Raw genomic sequence first — 15,305 nt, 5'->3', positions numbered from 1 at the left:
CGCTTTCGGATAATGTGCAAATACACATATGAACTATTCTTCTTTATCATAGAGGGGTTTGAATCGGTTTTCAATCCTTAAACGTGATGCAATGTGCTACTATGGAAACGTTTTTGGAACGCATACGATAATTCAATCGACCGCTGCTTCTGCCGTTGGACCGTATGATCGGAGACAGGGACTTGAATCGATTCCCCGGTCAGAAATTGAATCCGGGTCCCGTTGCCAAACTTTTTGATGCCCGTGACATGTTGAAAATTGATCCACGCACAATCAGGACTCTCTTTGGCGATCGTCGGGAAAAAGACGGCATCGGCGTGCCAATCCATGACGACAGGGGTTTTTCGATGAGGACCAAGCACGTGACGGGCCGCTTCGATTCGCCCTTGGATACTCGATCCATAATAGAGACAAGCCGATTCGAGCAAGTGAATCGGCGAACCTTTCAGACGGTGCACGCCATCAGGCTGATAGACGAGTGTCTCGGCCTCACCGTACTCATTAAATACCGGAACCAACGCTCTTGTATCATTCGTCAACTGTGTCATCTGTTCTTCCTCCAAAACGTATGATATGACTTACACGTTATTCATAACAAGTTCCTTAAACGTATGCAAATGGCTCGGCGACATTTCCCACTAAAAAAACCAGCCGTTCGCAGGCTGGTTTTTAAAATCTGTCATCCGTTTTTAATTTTTGTGTGTCTTTCAGGTGGGGGAAGTGGAATTGGACAGCAACTCCGTCGTTTGTATTACCCAAGGTAACGGTCCCGCCATGGAGGGTCACGATGCGTTGGACGATAAACAAGCCGAGACCGAACTTGCCTTGTTTCCCACGGGAGAATTGATGGAACAGGTCAAGGTTTTCATCGACCGACGGGCCATCGTTTTTAATGACGATGTCGATTCCTGCATCCGTTCGTTCGAGTTCGACCTGAATCGTCGACTCAGCGTAACGAATCGCATTGTCGAGCACGTTTTCGAGCGCGACCCGAACCTGTTCCCCGTCACCGAGCATCTCGCCCGCGTGTCCGGTCAACGTCCACTCGAGGTTGCCACGGAGCTTGAAGCGGTCGATGAGCAATTCGACCAACTTATCGAGGTTGATCGGATCAAGCTTCATCTCCTGCCCTTTGAAATACTCCAACTTGGTGACGTATAACAAGTCGACCACTTTTTTCTCGAGACGCGATGCTTCTTCATCAATGACTTCGGCCGACCCTTTCAAGTCTCCAGTCGGATAGATGCCGTCCCCGATTGACTGGGCATAGCCGCGAATGACCATGATCGGCGTCTTCAAATCGTGAGAGATGTTTTGTAAGAGCGCCTGTTGCGCCAAATCTTGCTCTTGCAGTTCTTGGCGCATCGCGTCGATCGACCGCGCCAATTGCCCGAGCTCGTCTTCCCTGGCGAGTGGTAACACCGTCTCCCATTGGCGGTTCGATATTTTCTCAACGGCCCGTTCCATCTCGACGATCGGCTTCGTCAACTCTCTCGACATCCAAAGGGCCGGGATGAGTGATAGGAGGCTGATGACACCAATTAAAATCGAGATACGCCAGAACAATGTCGAGACGAGCTCACGGCGATAAGCGTCCCAGGCGTACGACGCCTGGTAGATGAGGGCACCGTCATATTCGTTTTGACGAATCGTATAGTAGACGTCTTCCCCATCGATCGTCGTCTGATATTTGGCGACCTCACTCGTCTGTTCGAGCGCCTCTTGATACATCCGATTCGTCAGCTCGAGCGGGGCCGAGCCGTAAATGATGCGTCCGTTCGGCAAAAAGATAAGCTGATTGACCGAACGTGATTCTTGTTGACGCCGATCGTACTCGATCGGGTTGCTCGGAATATTTTCGAGCTCGTTCGTATTTCCGAGGTAATAATCGACATCTTGAAGCGTCTCATACACTTGTTCATCGATGAACTGCGTGATCGAGGAGCGGACCGTCAACAAGATCATCAACGCCAAGGTGACGATGATGAGCAAAATCAATACCCAGATTTTCCACATGAGCCGTTTCGGCTTAAGATCGTGAAGTCTCATGGCTTAACGAGTCGATAACCGATCCCATACAGCGTCTCAAGTTCGAGTCGGTGCAACTTCTTCCGTAAGCGTCGGACCAAGTCATCGACGACACGGTCTGAGCCGAAATAGTCGCGACCCCAAACGCCTTCTAATATTTGCTCACGCGACAGCGCCGAGCCCGGATGCTCGAGGAAGAGCAATAACAAATCGAACTCTTTGGACGTCAAATCGATATCATCCGCAGCATGCTTGATCAGTCGTTTGTCCGGATAAATCGTGTATTCCCCGTACTCGATATGTTCGTTCGATTTCGACCCGTACACCCGATCGATCAATTTTTTGACCCGGATGACGAGCTCGCGCGGTAAGAACGGTTTGGCGATGTAGTCATCCGAACCCATCTCCAGTCCGATGATTTTATCGATGTCCTCATCACGGGCCGAAATGAAGATCGTCGGTGTATTGGCGTTCGTCGCCTTGATTTGCTTCAACAACTGAAAGCCATCGAGGTCCGGTAGCATAATATCGAGCACCCATAAGTCAGGTTCGTCTTGAATCGCGGCTTGGGCTGATACACCATCCGTGAACGAACGGACTTGGTAGCCTTCTTGCTCTAAATACGTGACGAGCATTTTGTTTAAATTGACCTCATCATCGACTAAATAGATCGTGTACATTTTAGTCACCTCTGCAACATTTTTCACTATCATATCAAACAATTGTCGACGAATGATGGGAAATCACTCGTTTTGAGCCGTCTAGATGTACCGTCAATCTCTTAAGTTGACGAAAAAAAAGAAGGGTTTCCCCTCCTCACCGTGTCGGCCGTGTCCGCAATTGTTGAGCGAGGAAGGCCGTCCCCCCGCTAAGTAACGCCAACACGCCGCTGATCATGACGAGTTCCATCGTAACCCCACCTTCCCGCTGATACCGATTCTCATTATCATCTATACTATATCATAGTTTTTAGTATGAGAACATCACAAAAAAATCCCGCCTCACAGGCGGGATCCGGTCGTTATGCGTTGACGTCGTAACCTTGTTCTTCGATAGCTTCGATCATCGTTTTGACGGAAATCTTATCGTTATGGATGACATCGACCCGGTGATCTTGCAACGAGACGATGGCTGACTCGACGCCTTCTAATTCGGTCAAAGCCCCTTCAACCGCTGCCTTACAATGGTTACATGTCATACCTTCTACTTTCAAGACTGTCTCATTCATTTTTGATGTCCTCCTTGTTTTTTTAATCGCAGTGCGTTCAATACGACCGAAACCGAACTGAACGCCATCGCCGCCCCGGCAATCCATGGAGCGAGCAAACCGGCCGCGGCAATCGGTATACCGAAGCTATTATAGGCGAGCGCCCAAAATAGGTTTTGACGGATGTTTCGCATCGTGAGCGCACTCATCTCGATCGCCCGATCCACGCCTTCGATGTCCCGACCCATGATCGTCACGTCCGCCGCTTCTAAAGCGACGTCCGTCCCGCTGCCGAAGGCGATACCGACGTCCGCGACGGCGAGCGCAGGCGCATCGTTCATCCCGTCACCGACCATGGCGACGCGGCCACGTTGTTTCAGTGCCTCGATGTGGTCTGCCTTCTCGACGGGCAACACCTCGGCAATGACGTTCGCTTCAGCGATGCCTAGTTCACGCGCCACGTCGAGCGCGACTTCTTTTCGGTCTCCCGTCAAGACATACACTTGTCTCGTCGTCGCAAGTCGTTGCACGACTTCCCGGCTACCTTCTTTCAACCGGTCTTGAAGACCGAACGCCGCCACGACTTCAGATTCACTCGCCACGTAAACCGGCGTCATCGCTTGCATGTCCCAATCAGGCAACGTGAATCCGGCCTCGCGCATCATCCGGACCGAACCGATAAGAAGCTCTTTCCCATCGACGACCGCTTTCAATCCTCGGCCCGATAATTCTTCGACCCGTTCCACGTGCCCGACGCCGACGCCACGACCGATCGCTTCCGCAAGTGGATGCGTCGACTGACGCTCGGCCATGACCGCCCGTTGTAAGAACGACTCGTCCCCGAACGTCGCCACGACTTCAGGCGTCCCGTTCGTGAGCGTCCCCGTCTTATCGAACACGACGACATCGACACCGTTCAATGATTCGAGTTGACCGCCCCCTTTAAAGAGGACGCCTTGTTCAGCCGCACGGCCGGTCCCGACCATGATCGAGGTCGGGGTCGCAAGTCCGAGTGCACACGGGCAAGCGATGACGAGGACGGCGATTGAAGACCGAATCGCCATATCGAGATCATTAAACCCGAACAACCAAACGGCGAACGTGACGGCACTGATGGCGACGACGATCGGTACGAACACGCCAGAGATTCGGTCGGCCTGCCGTTGAATCGGTGCTTTATCCGTTTGTGCCTGTTCGACGACACGGACGATTTGCGCAAGCATCGTCTCGCTGCCGACACGCTCTGCCGCCATCAAGAAGCGGTGTGTTCGATTGATCGTCCCACCGACGACATCAAAACCGACGCCTTTTTCAGACGGGATCGATTCGCCGGTCAGCATCGATTCATCGATGACCGTCTCACCTTCAACGATCTTACCGTCGACCGGCACTTTCTCACCTGGACGGACGACGATCACGTCGCCGACGTTGACAAGGTCGATCGCCACCGACCGCTCTTCCCCGTCGACGAGTAAGATTGCTTCTTTCGCCTGCAGCGACAGAAGCGATTTGAGCGCATCTGTCGTTTTTTCTTTCGCCCGTGCCTCCAACCATTTCCCGAGCAATACGAGCGTGATCAACACAGCGCTCGTCTCGAAGTAAAGGGACGGATTCATCGGATGGATGAGCATTTCGAACACGGAATAGAAGTAGGCGGCGGATGTCCCCGTCGCGACGAGGACGTCCATATTGGCCGCCCCGCTCTTCAGGCTCTTATATGCCCCTTGATAAAACTGGGCCCCGATCCAAAACTGGACCGGTGTCGCGAGCGCGAATTGCCACCACGGGTTCATGAGCCAATCGGCATGGAACATTAACCCAGGGATATGGGTAATCATGACGAGTAAGAGCGGCGCCGAAAGAAGCGCCGAAATGAGCACTTTCCGTTCTAGTGGGCGGAGGTCATGTTTCGGTGTGCGCTCGACTTTTCGTTCCGCCCCGTAGCCGATCTTCTCGATCCGGGCGATCAGCTCCTCTTCGGTGATGCCGTCCTCGACGCGAATTGTCGCCGTCTCGAGCGGCAAGTTGACGGTCGCATCGACCCCGTCCATCTTATTCAATACTTTCTCGATTCGGGCTGAGCATGCGGCGCATGTCATTCCTTGAATCGACAGTTCGACAGTCTTCATACGAGCACCTCCTTACTTTTTAATGCGGCTGACAATTGTCATCAATTCGTCAATGTATGGATCCATATCTTCCGTTTCACTCGCATGGACCAAGCATTTACGCATATGACGCTCAAGCAGCTGCATCTCGACTTGCTTTAACGCGGCTTGAATAGCCGACGTCTGCGTCAAGATATCGACGCAATATCGGTCGCTCTCGACCATCTTTTGAATCCCACGGACTTGGCCTTCGATCCGGCGCAGCCGTTTACTGAGCGCAACTCGCTCGGCGTCTTCGCGCGGGACGAGCGGCTGTTCGTGCAAGAATTCATCCATTGTTATCACCTCACGTCTAATATACCCCTACCCCGTAATGGTGTCAAACGTATGAAATAAAAAAAGAGCGACAATTGTGTGTCGCCCTTGCTTGATTCAGTTGCGTTGAAACGCTTCGCTTTTCAAAACCGTCCGCAAAATTTTACCGGTCGTATTTCGCGGTAACTCATCGATGATCTCGATGTGGCTCGGCTGTTTATATTTGGCAAGTTTCGTCGCCGCGAACGCGCGGATCTCGTCGACCGAAAGCTCATCGCGGGTGACGATGAACGCCTTCACCGCTTCACCTTGCTCGGCATCGGGCACGCCGATGACGGCAGCCTCGACGATGCCCGGGTGTTGGTACAACACTTCTTCGACTTCCCGCGGGTAGACGTTATAACCACCGACGATGACCATATCCTTTTTCCGGTCGACGATGTAAAAATATCCGTCCTCGTCACGTTTCGCCAAGTCGCCCGTATAGAGCCAGCCGTCCCGAAGCGTCATCGACGTCTCCTCAGGCAGTTTGTAATAGCCTTTCATGACGTTCGGACCGCGGACGATGAGTTCCCCGACTTCGCCGACACCGACTTCTTCGCCGAGCTCGTCGACGATTTTGTTCTCGACGTGGACGATCGACGGACCGATCGATCCCGCTTTCCGTTCCCCGTGGAGCGGGTTGAAACAAGTGACCGGCGACGCCTCTGACAGGCCATACCCTTCGAGGATCTTACACTCGAACTTTTGTTCAAACGATTCGAGCAGTTGGACCGGTAAGCTCGCCCCGCCCGAGACGAAGACGCGGACGTGCTTGAGCGCCGACGCGTAAGCCGGTACTTTCAGCGCCGTTTGTAACAAGAAGTTGTACATCGTCGGCACACCGGCAAAAATGCTGACCTGGTGCTTCGGAATGAGATCGAATACGTCTTGCGGCGAGAACTTCGGCAAGATGATGATCGTCGCCCCGCGCAGGAGCGGCGCGTTGACGATGACCGTCAAACAGAAGACGTGGAACATCGGTAGCGCCGCGAGCGCCTTATCGTCCGGTGTGATCTCGAGATATTCTCCGATTGAGTGCGCGTTCGAGAACAAGTTGAGGTGGGTCAACAGCGCTCCCTTAGGTTTACCTGTCGTCCCGCTCGTATATAAGATGACGGCGACGTCTTGTTCATCGACCTCGACTAGCGCCGTCACGCCCGAGGCGAACGCTTTTGAAAACGGCATAAATTCGATATCCCCTGTGCGCTCGATTGCGGGCACATCCGCATACGGTACCGAGATGACGAGTTTCAACTGCGGCAAGTTCGTGAGCGCCGTTTCGGCTTGCGCGACGAGCGGCGACAAGGCGACGATCGCTTTCACGTCTCCATCGAGTAAAATGTAAGCCATCTCGTCCGGCGTATATGTAGGGTTGATCGGAATGACGATTCCCCCTCGCGCGAGGACCGCAAAATAAGAAATCAAGAACGCCGGGCTATTCCCAAGGACGAGCGCGACGTGGTCCCCTCTGTCGATCCCCTTCTGTTCAAGCGTCGATGCCATCGCTTGGACTTGTCCGAAAAACTGTTCGTAGCTGACCGTGTCCTCCCCGAACACGTAGGCCGCCTTATTTGGATGCGCGGCCACAACCCCTTGTAACGCTGTGACTAAGTTTGCCATGGTAATCCCCCTTTGGAAATGAATGACGATTCACTCTTGAGCCGTAAAAAAGAGCACGGCAACCGCGCTCTTTTTCAGTTACCTCTATTGTACATGAAACATCTCAGGAAGAAAACGCTTTCAAATCCATCGTCTGCAAATGATATAGCCCGGCCCGGCTTTGGACGTGAACAAGCGCTTGCAACGCTTCGTCATCCATGAGCAGATCATCGATCAACTTATGGAACGTCTGTTTCTTCTCGTCAGTCGTCGCTGTGATGATAAAGATCAGTTCTGCACAGACCGATTCCCCGGCGATCGTCCGCACGTCGAACGGACGGTTCAAGTGGAGCAGCGTGATGCCATCGCGCTTTGAGACCTGGTTCGGCACGTCGATGACAGCGACCGGGATGGCGACGTCCGTCACTCCGGACGGGATCGTGCGCTCCTGCTCGATGATGACTTGCGCGAACGTATCATCGACAATTCCTTTTCCTTCTAGCTCAAGACCAATCGCGAGCATGGCTCGCTCGAACGTCGGTTGATCGGTCACCCACATCCAGTTCGTGTCCATCCATTCTGTGATGAAACGGCACATCTTCATTCCTCCTATTGGCTCATCTCCGTTAACGAAAGCGCTTGCAATAATTATGATACGCCTTCCCGCAACGACTCGCAACGCTACACACGAGGTTTCACGAAAACGCCAAAAAGGATGGTCTCTGAAACAGACCATCCTCCTGCAAAATCGCCTCAGCTAATGAGATCGACCAATTCTTCTAAGTCGACGTTACCGAAGTAATGCTTGACGTCGAGGTGTGACAATTGTTCCCGAATCGCGACCCGTTCGAACCGCGTCCCGACGAGTGCCTGCTCGACGTCGTGGATATCACCGACGCCGAAGAAGTCGCCGTAGATTTTCGCTTCCGTGATCGTCCCTTTATTGACGTTCAAACGAACGTCAATCGTGCCGATCGGGAAACGACGCTTCGATTCGACGTCGAACTTCGGTGACTTCCCGAAGTTCCAGTCCCAGTTCGCGTAGCGTTCTTTCGAGATGTCTTGAACGATTTCCCAGTCCTCGTCACGGAGCACGTAACGTTCCGGGTCTTGACCATCATAGATCGAGTGGAGGAGCGCCTCGACGAACCGTTCCATCTCCATCTCTTCTTCTAAAAATTCCGTGATGTTGGCGACCCGGCTCCGAACCGACTTGATGCCTTTTGAGCGCATCTTCTCTTCTGAGACGTTGAGCGAGTTGACGACTTCCTCGATGTTCGAGTTGAACATGAGCGTCCCGTGGCTGAACATACGACCGCGCGTCGTGAATTGGGCGTTCCCGCTGATTTTCCGTTCGCCGACTTGAATATCGTTACGACCGGTCAATTCTGCTTCGACACCGAGTTGTTTGAGCGCATCGACGATCGGCTGTGTGAACTTCTTGTAGTTATTGAACGAATTGCCGTCATCTTTCGTGATGAAGCTGAAGTTCAAGTTGCCTTCGTCGTGATAGACGGCACCGCCGCCAGACAAGCGACGGACGACGTCGATCCCGTTCTCTTCGATATACTTCAAGTTGACTTCTTCTGACGTGTTCTGGTTTTTGCCGATGATGATCGACGGGCCGTTAATATAGAACAAGAAGTAGTCCTCATGCTCGACGTTCAAATGCTTGAGGATATACTCCTCGACCGCCAAGTTGAGTTTTGGGTCCCGGATGTCCGGGTTAAAGATAAATTTCACAGTCGGTTTCCTCCTAATCGGATGTTCGTTAGTTGTATTATACGAGACGAATCACCCGCTCTACAACTTGTTTACTTCCACTCACCGCTCATGATGCGCTTCAACGCGTTCGCGACGCCATACTCATCATGACGTTCCGTGACGTGGTGGCTGATGGCAATTAACTCCTCGTGACTGTTGCCCATCGCAATCGCTTTGCCGGCGACTTCAAACATCGGCACGTCGTTCAAGTTGTCACCGATGACGACGACTTCTGACAAATCGACACCGAAGTGCTCGGCGAGCTTCTTGACGCCGTGACCTTTGTCGGCCCCGTTCGCCATCACTTCGATGTTGTCGTTCCCCGATGACGTGACGTATACCCCGTCGACACGCTCATCGATTTCAGTCCATAGTGATGACATCTTCTCAAAATGACTTGAGAACGCGATGAATTTATAGACGCGTCCGGCCTCGTTTTTGATGAAGTCCTCGATGTCCTCGACGAGACGGACGTCTTCGTTGACGTAATAGCGCTTCCGGAAGAACTCATACATCTCGAGCGACCGGTCGTCACCATTTTGCTTCAAGTTTTCCATCGTCGCTTCAATCAAATCGAGGCGACTTGCGACAAGTCCCGCTTCCGAATACATCTCATAAAAGATATCCGAATACTTATGGTCTTGATGAAGCACCGACACGACTTCGAGCGCTTCTTCTACCGTCAAATCGATTTCATGGAGCACCTCTCCCGTTTCAGTCAAGACGCGGCCCCCGTTTGACGAGACGATCGGGCACGTGAGACCGGCTTCATCGAGAATTCCTTTCGCGTTGAAGTAATTGCGTCCCGTCGCAATCGCAAAGCGAATCCCTTGCGCTTCGGCGGCGCGGACGATTTCCGCCGTCTCCGGTGCGATTTTTGTGTGGTTGTGCAGAATCGTGCCATCCATATCGGATACGAACAGTTTATACGTTGTCATCAACATCCACTCCCTCTTTTTCTCTTTCGCTTCTAACTATAACAAAAAGAGAGGCCGACGGAAAAATCCGACACCGCTCTTCACAAATCCTTAACCAAGTTCTGCTAACTGTTTGATCTGCTCGTGGACGCTCTTAATACAGTCCGGCATACCGATCCCGTCGTAGGCGATCCCCGCGAGCAGCACGCCCGGATAAACTCGGCTCATCTCGGCCCGAAGCGCTCGCACCCGGTCGGCGTGGAAGACCGCGTACGGTGGCAATCCGTCCCGCAGCCGGCTGACGACCGCCTGGAGCGGTGCGGCTTTGATGTTCATCAAACCGCCCAAGTCATGCAGCGCTGTCGCCACAATGTCCTCATCCGGCGCATCGACGATCTCGTCAGCACCCGGACGACCGAGGAAGACACGGAGAACGTGATAGCCGTCTGGCACGGCGTGTGGCCATTTTTGATCGATGAACGTACACGCCGTGATCATCACGTCCGCTTCTTGGCTCGTGACGAAGCCCGTACCGACGAACGGGAGCTCGATATCTGTCTCTTTAAAGACGAGTGAGCACGTCGCGGTCGCATGCGGCTTCATATCGGCCAAGAAATCACTGTCGACTTTCGGTAAGAACTGACGAATGAGACGCGGCGGGACCGTCAGCACGAGACGCTCTGAATCCATATCGCCACGATTCGTGAGCAGACGATAGCCTGTCTCCGTCTCCTCGACTTGTTCGACCGAACAGTTCAAGATGACCTCTGTCCGCTCGAGCCGTTCCGCGAGACGGTCCGTCAGCGACTTCAAACCTCGCCGGAGCGAAGCGAACTGTCCGACTTTCTTCGCGCCGACTTCAGCGACACGCTGTTCGGGACGAAGATGGCGCATCCCTTCATATAGACTGCCGTACTTCTTCTCACCTTCGATAAACTGCGGGAACGTCGACAGCGCACTCATCTTGTCGATATCGCCGGCATAAATGCCCGACAATAGCGGCTCGATCAATCGGTCGACAATCGGATCCCCGACCCGTTCTCGAAGATAGAGGCCGAGTGAGACGTCCGTCTCCGGGGGCGTGATGTCCGGGGGCGACAACAGCATGGCCCGCAATGCCGCGTGCTCGTCTTCTGACAAGAGCGACGTCTGCTTGAACACGTCGACGTCGAGTGGGATGCCCATCACCGTCTGTTTCGGAATCGGATGTAACCCGTCATGATGCAAGACGTACGCTTGGCCGACCCCGTTCCGGACGAGCTCGTCCCCGAGACCGACGTCATGGATCAACTCGGTCATCGCCGTCTTCCTGAACACGTAAGAGTCAGGACCGCGCTCGACCGCGAATTCACCGGTCTCGAACGTATCGATTTTTCCGCCTAACCGGTCATTCGCCTCTAACAGCGTGATCGACACGTCTTCCGGCAAATAACGCTCGGCATAAAAAGCGGCGGTGAGACCTGTGATCCCACCACCGACAATCGTCAAATTACGCATGATGCACGATCACGCTTTCCATCCGATCTGCGACGGCTTCGATGAAGCTCCGCTCTGCGTTTGGCATGTTTGGACGTGCGTAGTGAACGCCAAGGCGGTCACAAACGACTTTACATTCCACGTCGTTGTCGAAGAGCACTTCGAGGTGGTCAGCGACAAAACCGACCGGCGTATAGACAAACGCCTCGTAGCCATGTTTTTCGTGAAGTTCAGCCGTCAAATCTTGGACGTCCGGCCCGATCCAAGGATCCGGCGTGTTGCCTTCAGACTGCCAACCGACCTCATAGTTGATGACACCGGCAGCTTGCGCGATCTTGTCTGCCGTCTCTTTCAACTGATCCGGGTACGGATCGCCACCGGCCAAAATCTTCTCTGGCAAGCTATGCGCCGACACGATCAAGCACGCCTTTTCGGCTGGGACCGGCAAGTTCGCGAACGTGTCTTTGATCGCTTCGGCCCACCAATTGATAAATTTCGGCTCATCGTACCACGACTCGACCGAACGGATCTCGATGTCGTATTTCGCCGCTTCTTCATGGGCGCGTCCGTTGTAAGACTTGACGCTATATGACGAATAATGAGGGGCAAGAACGACTGAGACCGCTTCTTTAATGCCGTCGTTCGCCATTTGCGCGACCGCATCCTCGACGAACGGTTCGATGTGCTTGAGACCGATATATAATTTGAAGTCGATTTCACCAGCGTGACGCTCGTTCAAAATGTCTCGAAGCGTCTCCGCTTGGTCAATCGTGATCTTCGCGAGCGGAGATACGCCCCCGATCGCCTCATAACGTTCCGTCAAGTCTTGGAGCGCTTCCGGTGCCGGCTTGCGTCCGTAACGGATGTGCGTATAATATCGTTCAATGTCTTCCGGTTTATATGGTGTTCCATAAGCCATTACGAGTAATCCGACTGTTTTCATGATGATTTGCCTCCCATTTTTTCACGTGAATAGTCATGGATAAATGCCGTCAATTTGACGAGTACGGCCGGGTCGACTTCTGGGAACACCCCATGTCCCAAGTTGAAGACGTAGCCCGGTTGTTTCATCCCTTCATCGAGGATTTCTTTCACTTTCTCCTCGATGACCGGCCATGGTGCCAGCAAGAACGACGGGTCCAAGTTTCCTTGCACCGCTTTCGTAATGCCGCGATCGCGCGCTTCTTGAACCGACAAGCGCCAGTCGAGCCCGACGACGTCGATTGGCTGATCCTGCCATTCTTCTACAAGATGGCTCGCTCCGACACCGTGCATGATAAGCGGGATGTCGAGCGTGCGCAATTCAGTGAAGATGCGCTCAGTCGTCGGTTTAATGTAGCGGACATAATCTTTGCGGCTGAGCGTCCCGACCCATGAATCGAACAATTGGAACGCTTGGATCCCGGCCTCAGCTTGCGCTTTGGCGTACGTGATGACCATGTCTCCAAGTTTGTCCATGAGCGCGTTCCAAACGTCCGGCTCAGCATACATGAGTGCTTTTGTCCGATGATAGCTTTTCGATGGACCGCCTTCAATCATATAGCTCGCAAGCGTGAACGGCGCTCCCGAGAATCCGATGAGCGGCACTTCAAGACGCTCCCGGAGCAAACGGATCGTCTCGAGCACGTACGAGATGTCGTCGATATTCAGCGGTTTCAAGCGCTCGACGTCCTCCATCGTCCGATACGGATTATCGATGACCGGGCCAATCCCGCTCTTAATTTCTACATCGACACCCATCGATGGGAGTGGTGTCATAATATCTTTGTACAGAATGGCCGCGTCGACTCCAAGTTGCTTGACCGGGAGTTCTGTCACGTAGGCGCATAGTTCTGAATCGTGTGTGATTTCGAACAACGTCCTCGTTTTCTTGATCTCACGATATTCTGGTTGGTAGCGTCCGGCTTGGCGCATATACCAGACCGGAACATAGTCTGTCGCCTCTCCTCGAAACGCCTTCAAAATAGTATCGTTCATACGTCGCGTCATTCCCCTCTATAATTCTCCTACACTCTTCTTCTATAGGTATGTGAACTCAAAAACATTATACAGAAATTAATTAGAATAATGCTAATGTGAAGCATTTTCATTGTGTTTTCATTGTGTCATTTCTTTGTCGGGTACGTGCGGAACGCCGAATTGAGCTGACCCCGGATCAAATCGTCACGCTGTCTCGTCGACAGACGTTTCTCGCGCTCTTTAATGTCTTGAATCCGCCATCCGTCCTCAAGCTTCGACGCCACGTCGATCAACCGTTCGACGTCATGGAAAGAATATTTACGTGAGCCTCCCTTTGTCCGTTCCGGGAAGACGAGTCCTTTCGCCTCATAATAGCGCACTTGTCGTTCAGAAAGCCCGGTCAGTTCGGTAATGATGCCCATTCCAATCACTTTCTTCGACTTGTAGTCCATCGTCCGCCATCTCCCTTCTCAAAAAAACTATGTCAGATAATCTGACAAATTGCAATCCAACCCGTTCATTTCGTCTTAAACTGAAACCAACTTTTGAAATCACACTTGCTAAAAGGAGGAATCGCAACATGGAAGAAATTATGTATTATATGGACACGCTGTTCGTACTCATCGCTGCACTGCTCGTCTTGACGATGCAACTTGGTTTCGGCTTACTCGAGACTGGGACGCTCCGGGCTAAAAACGCCGGGCATGTCGCTGTCAAACAAATCATCAGCCTCTCTGTGGCGGCAATCGCCTTTTGGGCCGTCGGGTTCGGCCTCTCATTCGGGGATGGTACCCGCTGGTTCGGGACTGAAGGATTCTTTTTAAACGGATCGTTCACGAGCCTCGACTGGGCCAACGTCTCGCTCGACATTAAATTCTTGTTCCAATTGTCATTCGTCGCCGTTGCGCTCGCAATCGCTTGGGGCGGATTTGCGGAACGGGCTAAACTGTCGGCTTACGTCTTATTCGGTATCTTCTTCGTCGCCATTCTCTATCCGATCGTCGCTCGCTCGGTTTGGGCGGGTGGACTCCTCGGCTCAATGGGGATGCAAGACTTCGCAGGTTCAGCCGTCGTCCACCTCCAAGGTGGGATGGCCGCCCTCATGGCGACGATCATCTTGAAACCACGACGGAAAACAGAATCACTCGCCGGTCATAACCACGTCTTGACGGTCGTCGGCGGACTCGTCCTTTGGCTCTGCTGGTTCGGGTTCAACGCGGGATCGACAATGTCGGTTGCTGACGGATTCTTCGGTTATGTCGCTCTTACGACGATGCTCGCTACGGCTGCCGGTGCGCTCGGCGCGCTCGCCATCGTCATGATCCACAAGAAGACGGCCGACATCCCTTCAGTCGTCAACGGTGTTCTCGGGGCGCTCGTCGCCATCACAGCCGCTTGTGCCTTTGTCGAACCATGGGCCGCTGTCGTCATCGGCGCCCTAGCTTCCATCGCAACATACGGCACGAGTATCCTCATGGCGAAATATATCGATGACCCACTCTGTGCCTTCTCGGTCCACGGTGTCGCTGGCATCATCGGAACACTCGCACTCGGGTTCTTCGCATCACCGCGTCTCGTCGAGATCACCGGCATCGGTTCGGCCGGCCTCTTCTACGGTGGCGGCTTGTCACAACTCGGCGTCCAGGCGCTTGGTGTCTTGATCGCAATGGTCATCGCCGGAGGCGGAAGCTACGTCTTCTTAAAACTACTCGACGTGACGATCGGTCTCCGTGTCACTGAAGAGCAAGAAGACGTCGGACTCGATATCGCCGAGCACGGTGTATCGGCGTACGGTGAAATCGATTCGGAAACTGACACCCCGGCTCGCCTGCCGAAGATTCTCGGCTCGAGCGTGTCGGTCATGTCACCAAAAAAATAATAGCAGTCAAA

15 protein-coding genes are annotated in these 15,305 nt (G+C 53.2%); 1 reads left to right on the top strand and 14 read right to left on the bottom strand.

All coding sequences use genetic code 11. From position 1 onward, the window contains the following. Positions 1–77: 77 nt before the first annotated feature. The 14 genes from EVJ26_RS12135 to EVJ26_RS12070 form a co-directional block, all read right to left on the bottom strand. Positions 78–548, bottom strand: coding sequence for a competence protein ComK (locus EVJ26_RS12135; protein ID WP_070327851.1), 471 nt, complete (start codon positions 546–548; stop codon positions 78–80). A gap of 121 nt (positions 549–669) precedes the next feature. Next, positions 670–2,016: a sensor histidine kinase gene (locus tag EVJ26_RS12130; RefSeq protein ID WP_233589622.1), complete on the bottom strand. Its 1,347-nt coding sequence runs from the start codon at positions 2,014–2,016 to the stop codon at positions 670–672. Positions 2,017–2,045: 29 nt separating this feature from the next. Beyond that, positions 2,046–2,708, bottom strand: coding sequence for a response regulator transcription factor (locus EVJ26_RS12125; protein WP_070327853.1), 663 nt, complete (start codon positions 2,706–2,708; stop codon positions 2,046–2,048). Positions 2,709–3,049: 341 nt separating this feature from the next. Then, positions 3,050–3,256, bottom strand: coding sequence for a cation transporter (locus EVJ26_RS12120; RefSeq protein WP_131458109.1), 207 nt, complete (start codon positions 3,254–3,256; stop codon positions 3,050–3,052). Further along, entirely contained in the window at positions 3,253–5,364 is a 2,112-nt protein-coding gene (locus EVJ26_RS12115) for a heavy metal translocating P-type ATPase (protein ID WP_131470591.1), read from the bottom strand. Before EVJ26_RS12115 ends, EVJ26_RS12120 begins: the two co-directional genes overlap by 4 nt. A 12-nt stretch (positions 5,365–5,376) precedes the next feature. After that, the gene (locus EVJ26_RS12110) at positions 5,377–5,679 is read right to left on the bottom strand and encodes a metal-sensitive transcriptional regulator (protein ID WP_070327854.1); all 303 of its coding nucleotides are present in this window, start codon (positions 5,677–5,679) and stop codon (positions 5,377–5,379) included. Between the two features lie 96 nt (positions 5,680–5,775). Beyond that, positions 5,776–7,320, bottom strand: a complete 1,545-nt coding sequence (locus EVJ26_RS12105) for a long-chain-fatty-acid--CoA ligase (protein WP_131458111.1) — start codon at positions 7,318–7,320, stop codon at positions 5,776–5,778. A 103-nt stretch (positions 7,321–7,423) separates the two neighbouring features. After that, on the bottom strand, positions 7,424–7,897 hold the full coding sequence (locus EVJ26_RS12100; RefSeq protein WP_236634118.1) for a PTS sugar transporter subunit IIA: 474 nt from the start codon (positions 7,895–7,897) through the stop codon (positions 7,424–7,426). Positions 7,898–8,052: 155 nt separating this feature from the next. Continuing rightward, positions 8,053–9,042: a lipoate--protein ligase gene (gene lplA, locus EVJ26_RS12095; RefSeq protein WP_131458113.1), complete on the bottom strand. Its 990-nt coding sequence runs from the start codon at positions 9,040–9,042 to the stop codon at positions 8,053–8,055. A gap of 71 nt (positions 9,043–9,113) precedes the next feature. Continuing rightward, on the bottom strand, positions 9,114–10,007 hold the full coding sequence (locus EVJ26_RS12090; protein WP_131458114.1) for a Cof-type HAD-IIB family hydrolase: 894 nt from the start codon (positions 10,005–10,007) through the stop codon (positions 9,114–9,116). 84 nt (positions 10,008–10,091) lie between these two features. After that, entirely contained in the window at positions 10,092–11,477 is a 1,386-nt protein-coding gene (hemG, locus tag EVJ26_RS12085) for a protoporphyrinogen oxidase (protein WP_131470589.1), read from the bottom strand. Next, complete coding sequence (gene hemH / locus EVJ26_RS12080) at positions 11,470–12,399, bottom strand: ferrochelatase (RefSeq protein WP_131458116.1); 930 nt, start codon at positions 12,397–12,399, stop codon at positions 11,470–11,472. The genes hemG and hemH overlap by 8 nt, the downstream gene beginning before the upstream one ends. After that, on the bottom strand, positions 12,396–13,445 hold the full coding sequence (hemE, locus tag EVJ26_RS12075; RefSeq protein WP_131458117.1) for a uroporphyrinogen decarboxylase: 1,050 nt from the start codon (positions 13,443–13,445) through the stop codon (positions 12,396–12,398). The genes hemH and hemE overlap by 4 nt, the downstream gene beginning before the upstream one ends. 116 nt (positions 13,446–13,561) lie before the next feature. After that, positions 13,562–13,867 (bottom strand): MerR family transcriptional regulator, encoded by a 306-nt coding sequence (locus EVJ26_RS12070; RefSeq protein ID WP_131458118.1) that lies wholly within the window; start codon positions 13,865–13,867, stop codon positions 13,562–13,564. Between the two features lie 128 nt (positions 13,868–13,995). Here EVJ26_RS12070 and EVJ26_RS12065 point away from each other — a divergent pair, with 128 nt between their 5' ends. Then, the gene (locus EVJ26_RS12065; protein ID WP_131468816.1) at positions 13,996–15,294 is read left to right on the top strand and encodes an ammonium transporter; all 1,299 of its coding nucleotides are present in this window, start codon (positions 13,996–13,998) and stop codon (positions 15,292–15,294) included. Positions 15,295–15,305: the final 11 nt, after the last annotated feature.

The organism is Exiguobacterium sp. SH3S1, from assembly GCF_004337105.1.
GTDB lineage: Bacteria > Bacillota > Bacilli > Exiguobacteriales > Exiguobacteriaceae > Exiguobacterium > Exiguobacterium aurantiacum_A.
This window is presented reverse-complemented; position numbering and strand designations above follow the sequence as displayed.

Coding starts and splice junctions, on each gene's coding strand:
- EVJ26_RS12105 (WP_131458111.1), bottom strand. CDS start 7,320: ATGGCAAACTTAGTCACAGCGTTACAAGGGGTTGTGGCCGCGCATCCA.
- EVJ26_RS12115 (WP_131470591.1), bottom strand. CDS start 5,364: ATGAAGACTGTCGAACTGTCGATTCAAGGAATGACATGCGCCGCATGC.
- EVJ26_RS12065 (WP_131468816.1), top strand. CDS start 13,996: ATGGAAGAAATTATGTATTATATGGACACGCTGTTCGTACTCATCGCT.
- hemH (WP_131458116.1), bottom strand. CDS start 12,399: ATGAAAACAGTCGGATTACTCGTAATGGCTTATGGAACACCATATAAA.
- EVJ26_RS12135 (WP_070327851.1), bottom strand. CDS start 548: ATGACACAGTTGACGAATGATACAAGAGCGTTGGTTCCGGTATTTAAT.
- hemE (WP_131458117.1), bottom strand. CDS start 13,445: ATGACGCGACGTATGAACGATACTATTTTGAAGGCGTTTCGAGGAGAG.
- EVJ26_RS12110 (WP_070327854.1), bottom strand. CDS start 5,679: ATGGATGAATTCTTGCACGAACAGCCGCTCGTCCCGCGCGAAGACGCC.
- EVJ26_RS12070 (WP_131458118.1), bottom strand. CDS start 13,867: ATGGACTACAAGTCGAAGAAAGTGATTGGAATGGGCATCATTACCGAA.
- EVJ26_RS12130 (WP_233589622.1), bottom strand. CDS start 2,016: ATGTGGAAAATCTGGGTATTGATTTTGCTCATCATCGTCACCTTGGCG.
- EVJ26_RS12090 (WP_131458114.1), bottom strand. CDS start 10,007: ATGTTGATGACAACGTATAAACTGTTCGTATCCGATATGGATGGCACG.
- EVJ26_RS12100 (WP_236634118.1), bottom strand. CDS start 7,897: ATGTGCCGTTTCATCACAGAATGGATGGACACGAACTGGATGTGGGTG.
- EVJ26_RS12120 (WP_131458109.1), bottom strand. CDS start 3,256: ATGAATGAGACAGTCTTGAAAGTAGAAGGTATGACATGTAACCATTGT.
- hemG (WP_131470589.1), bottom strand. CDS start 11,477: ATGCGTAATTTGACGATTGTCGGTGGTGGGATCACAGGTCTCACCGCC.
- EVJ26_RS12125 (WP_070327853.1), bottom strand. CDS start 2,708: ATGTACACGATCTATTTAGTCGATGATGAGGTCAATTTAAACAAAATG.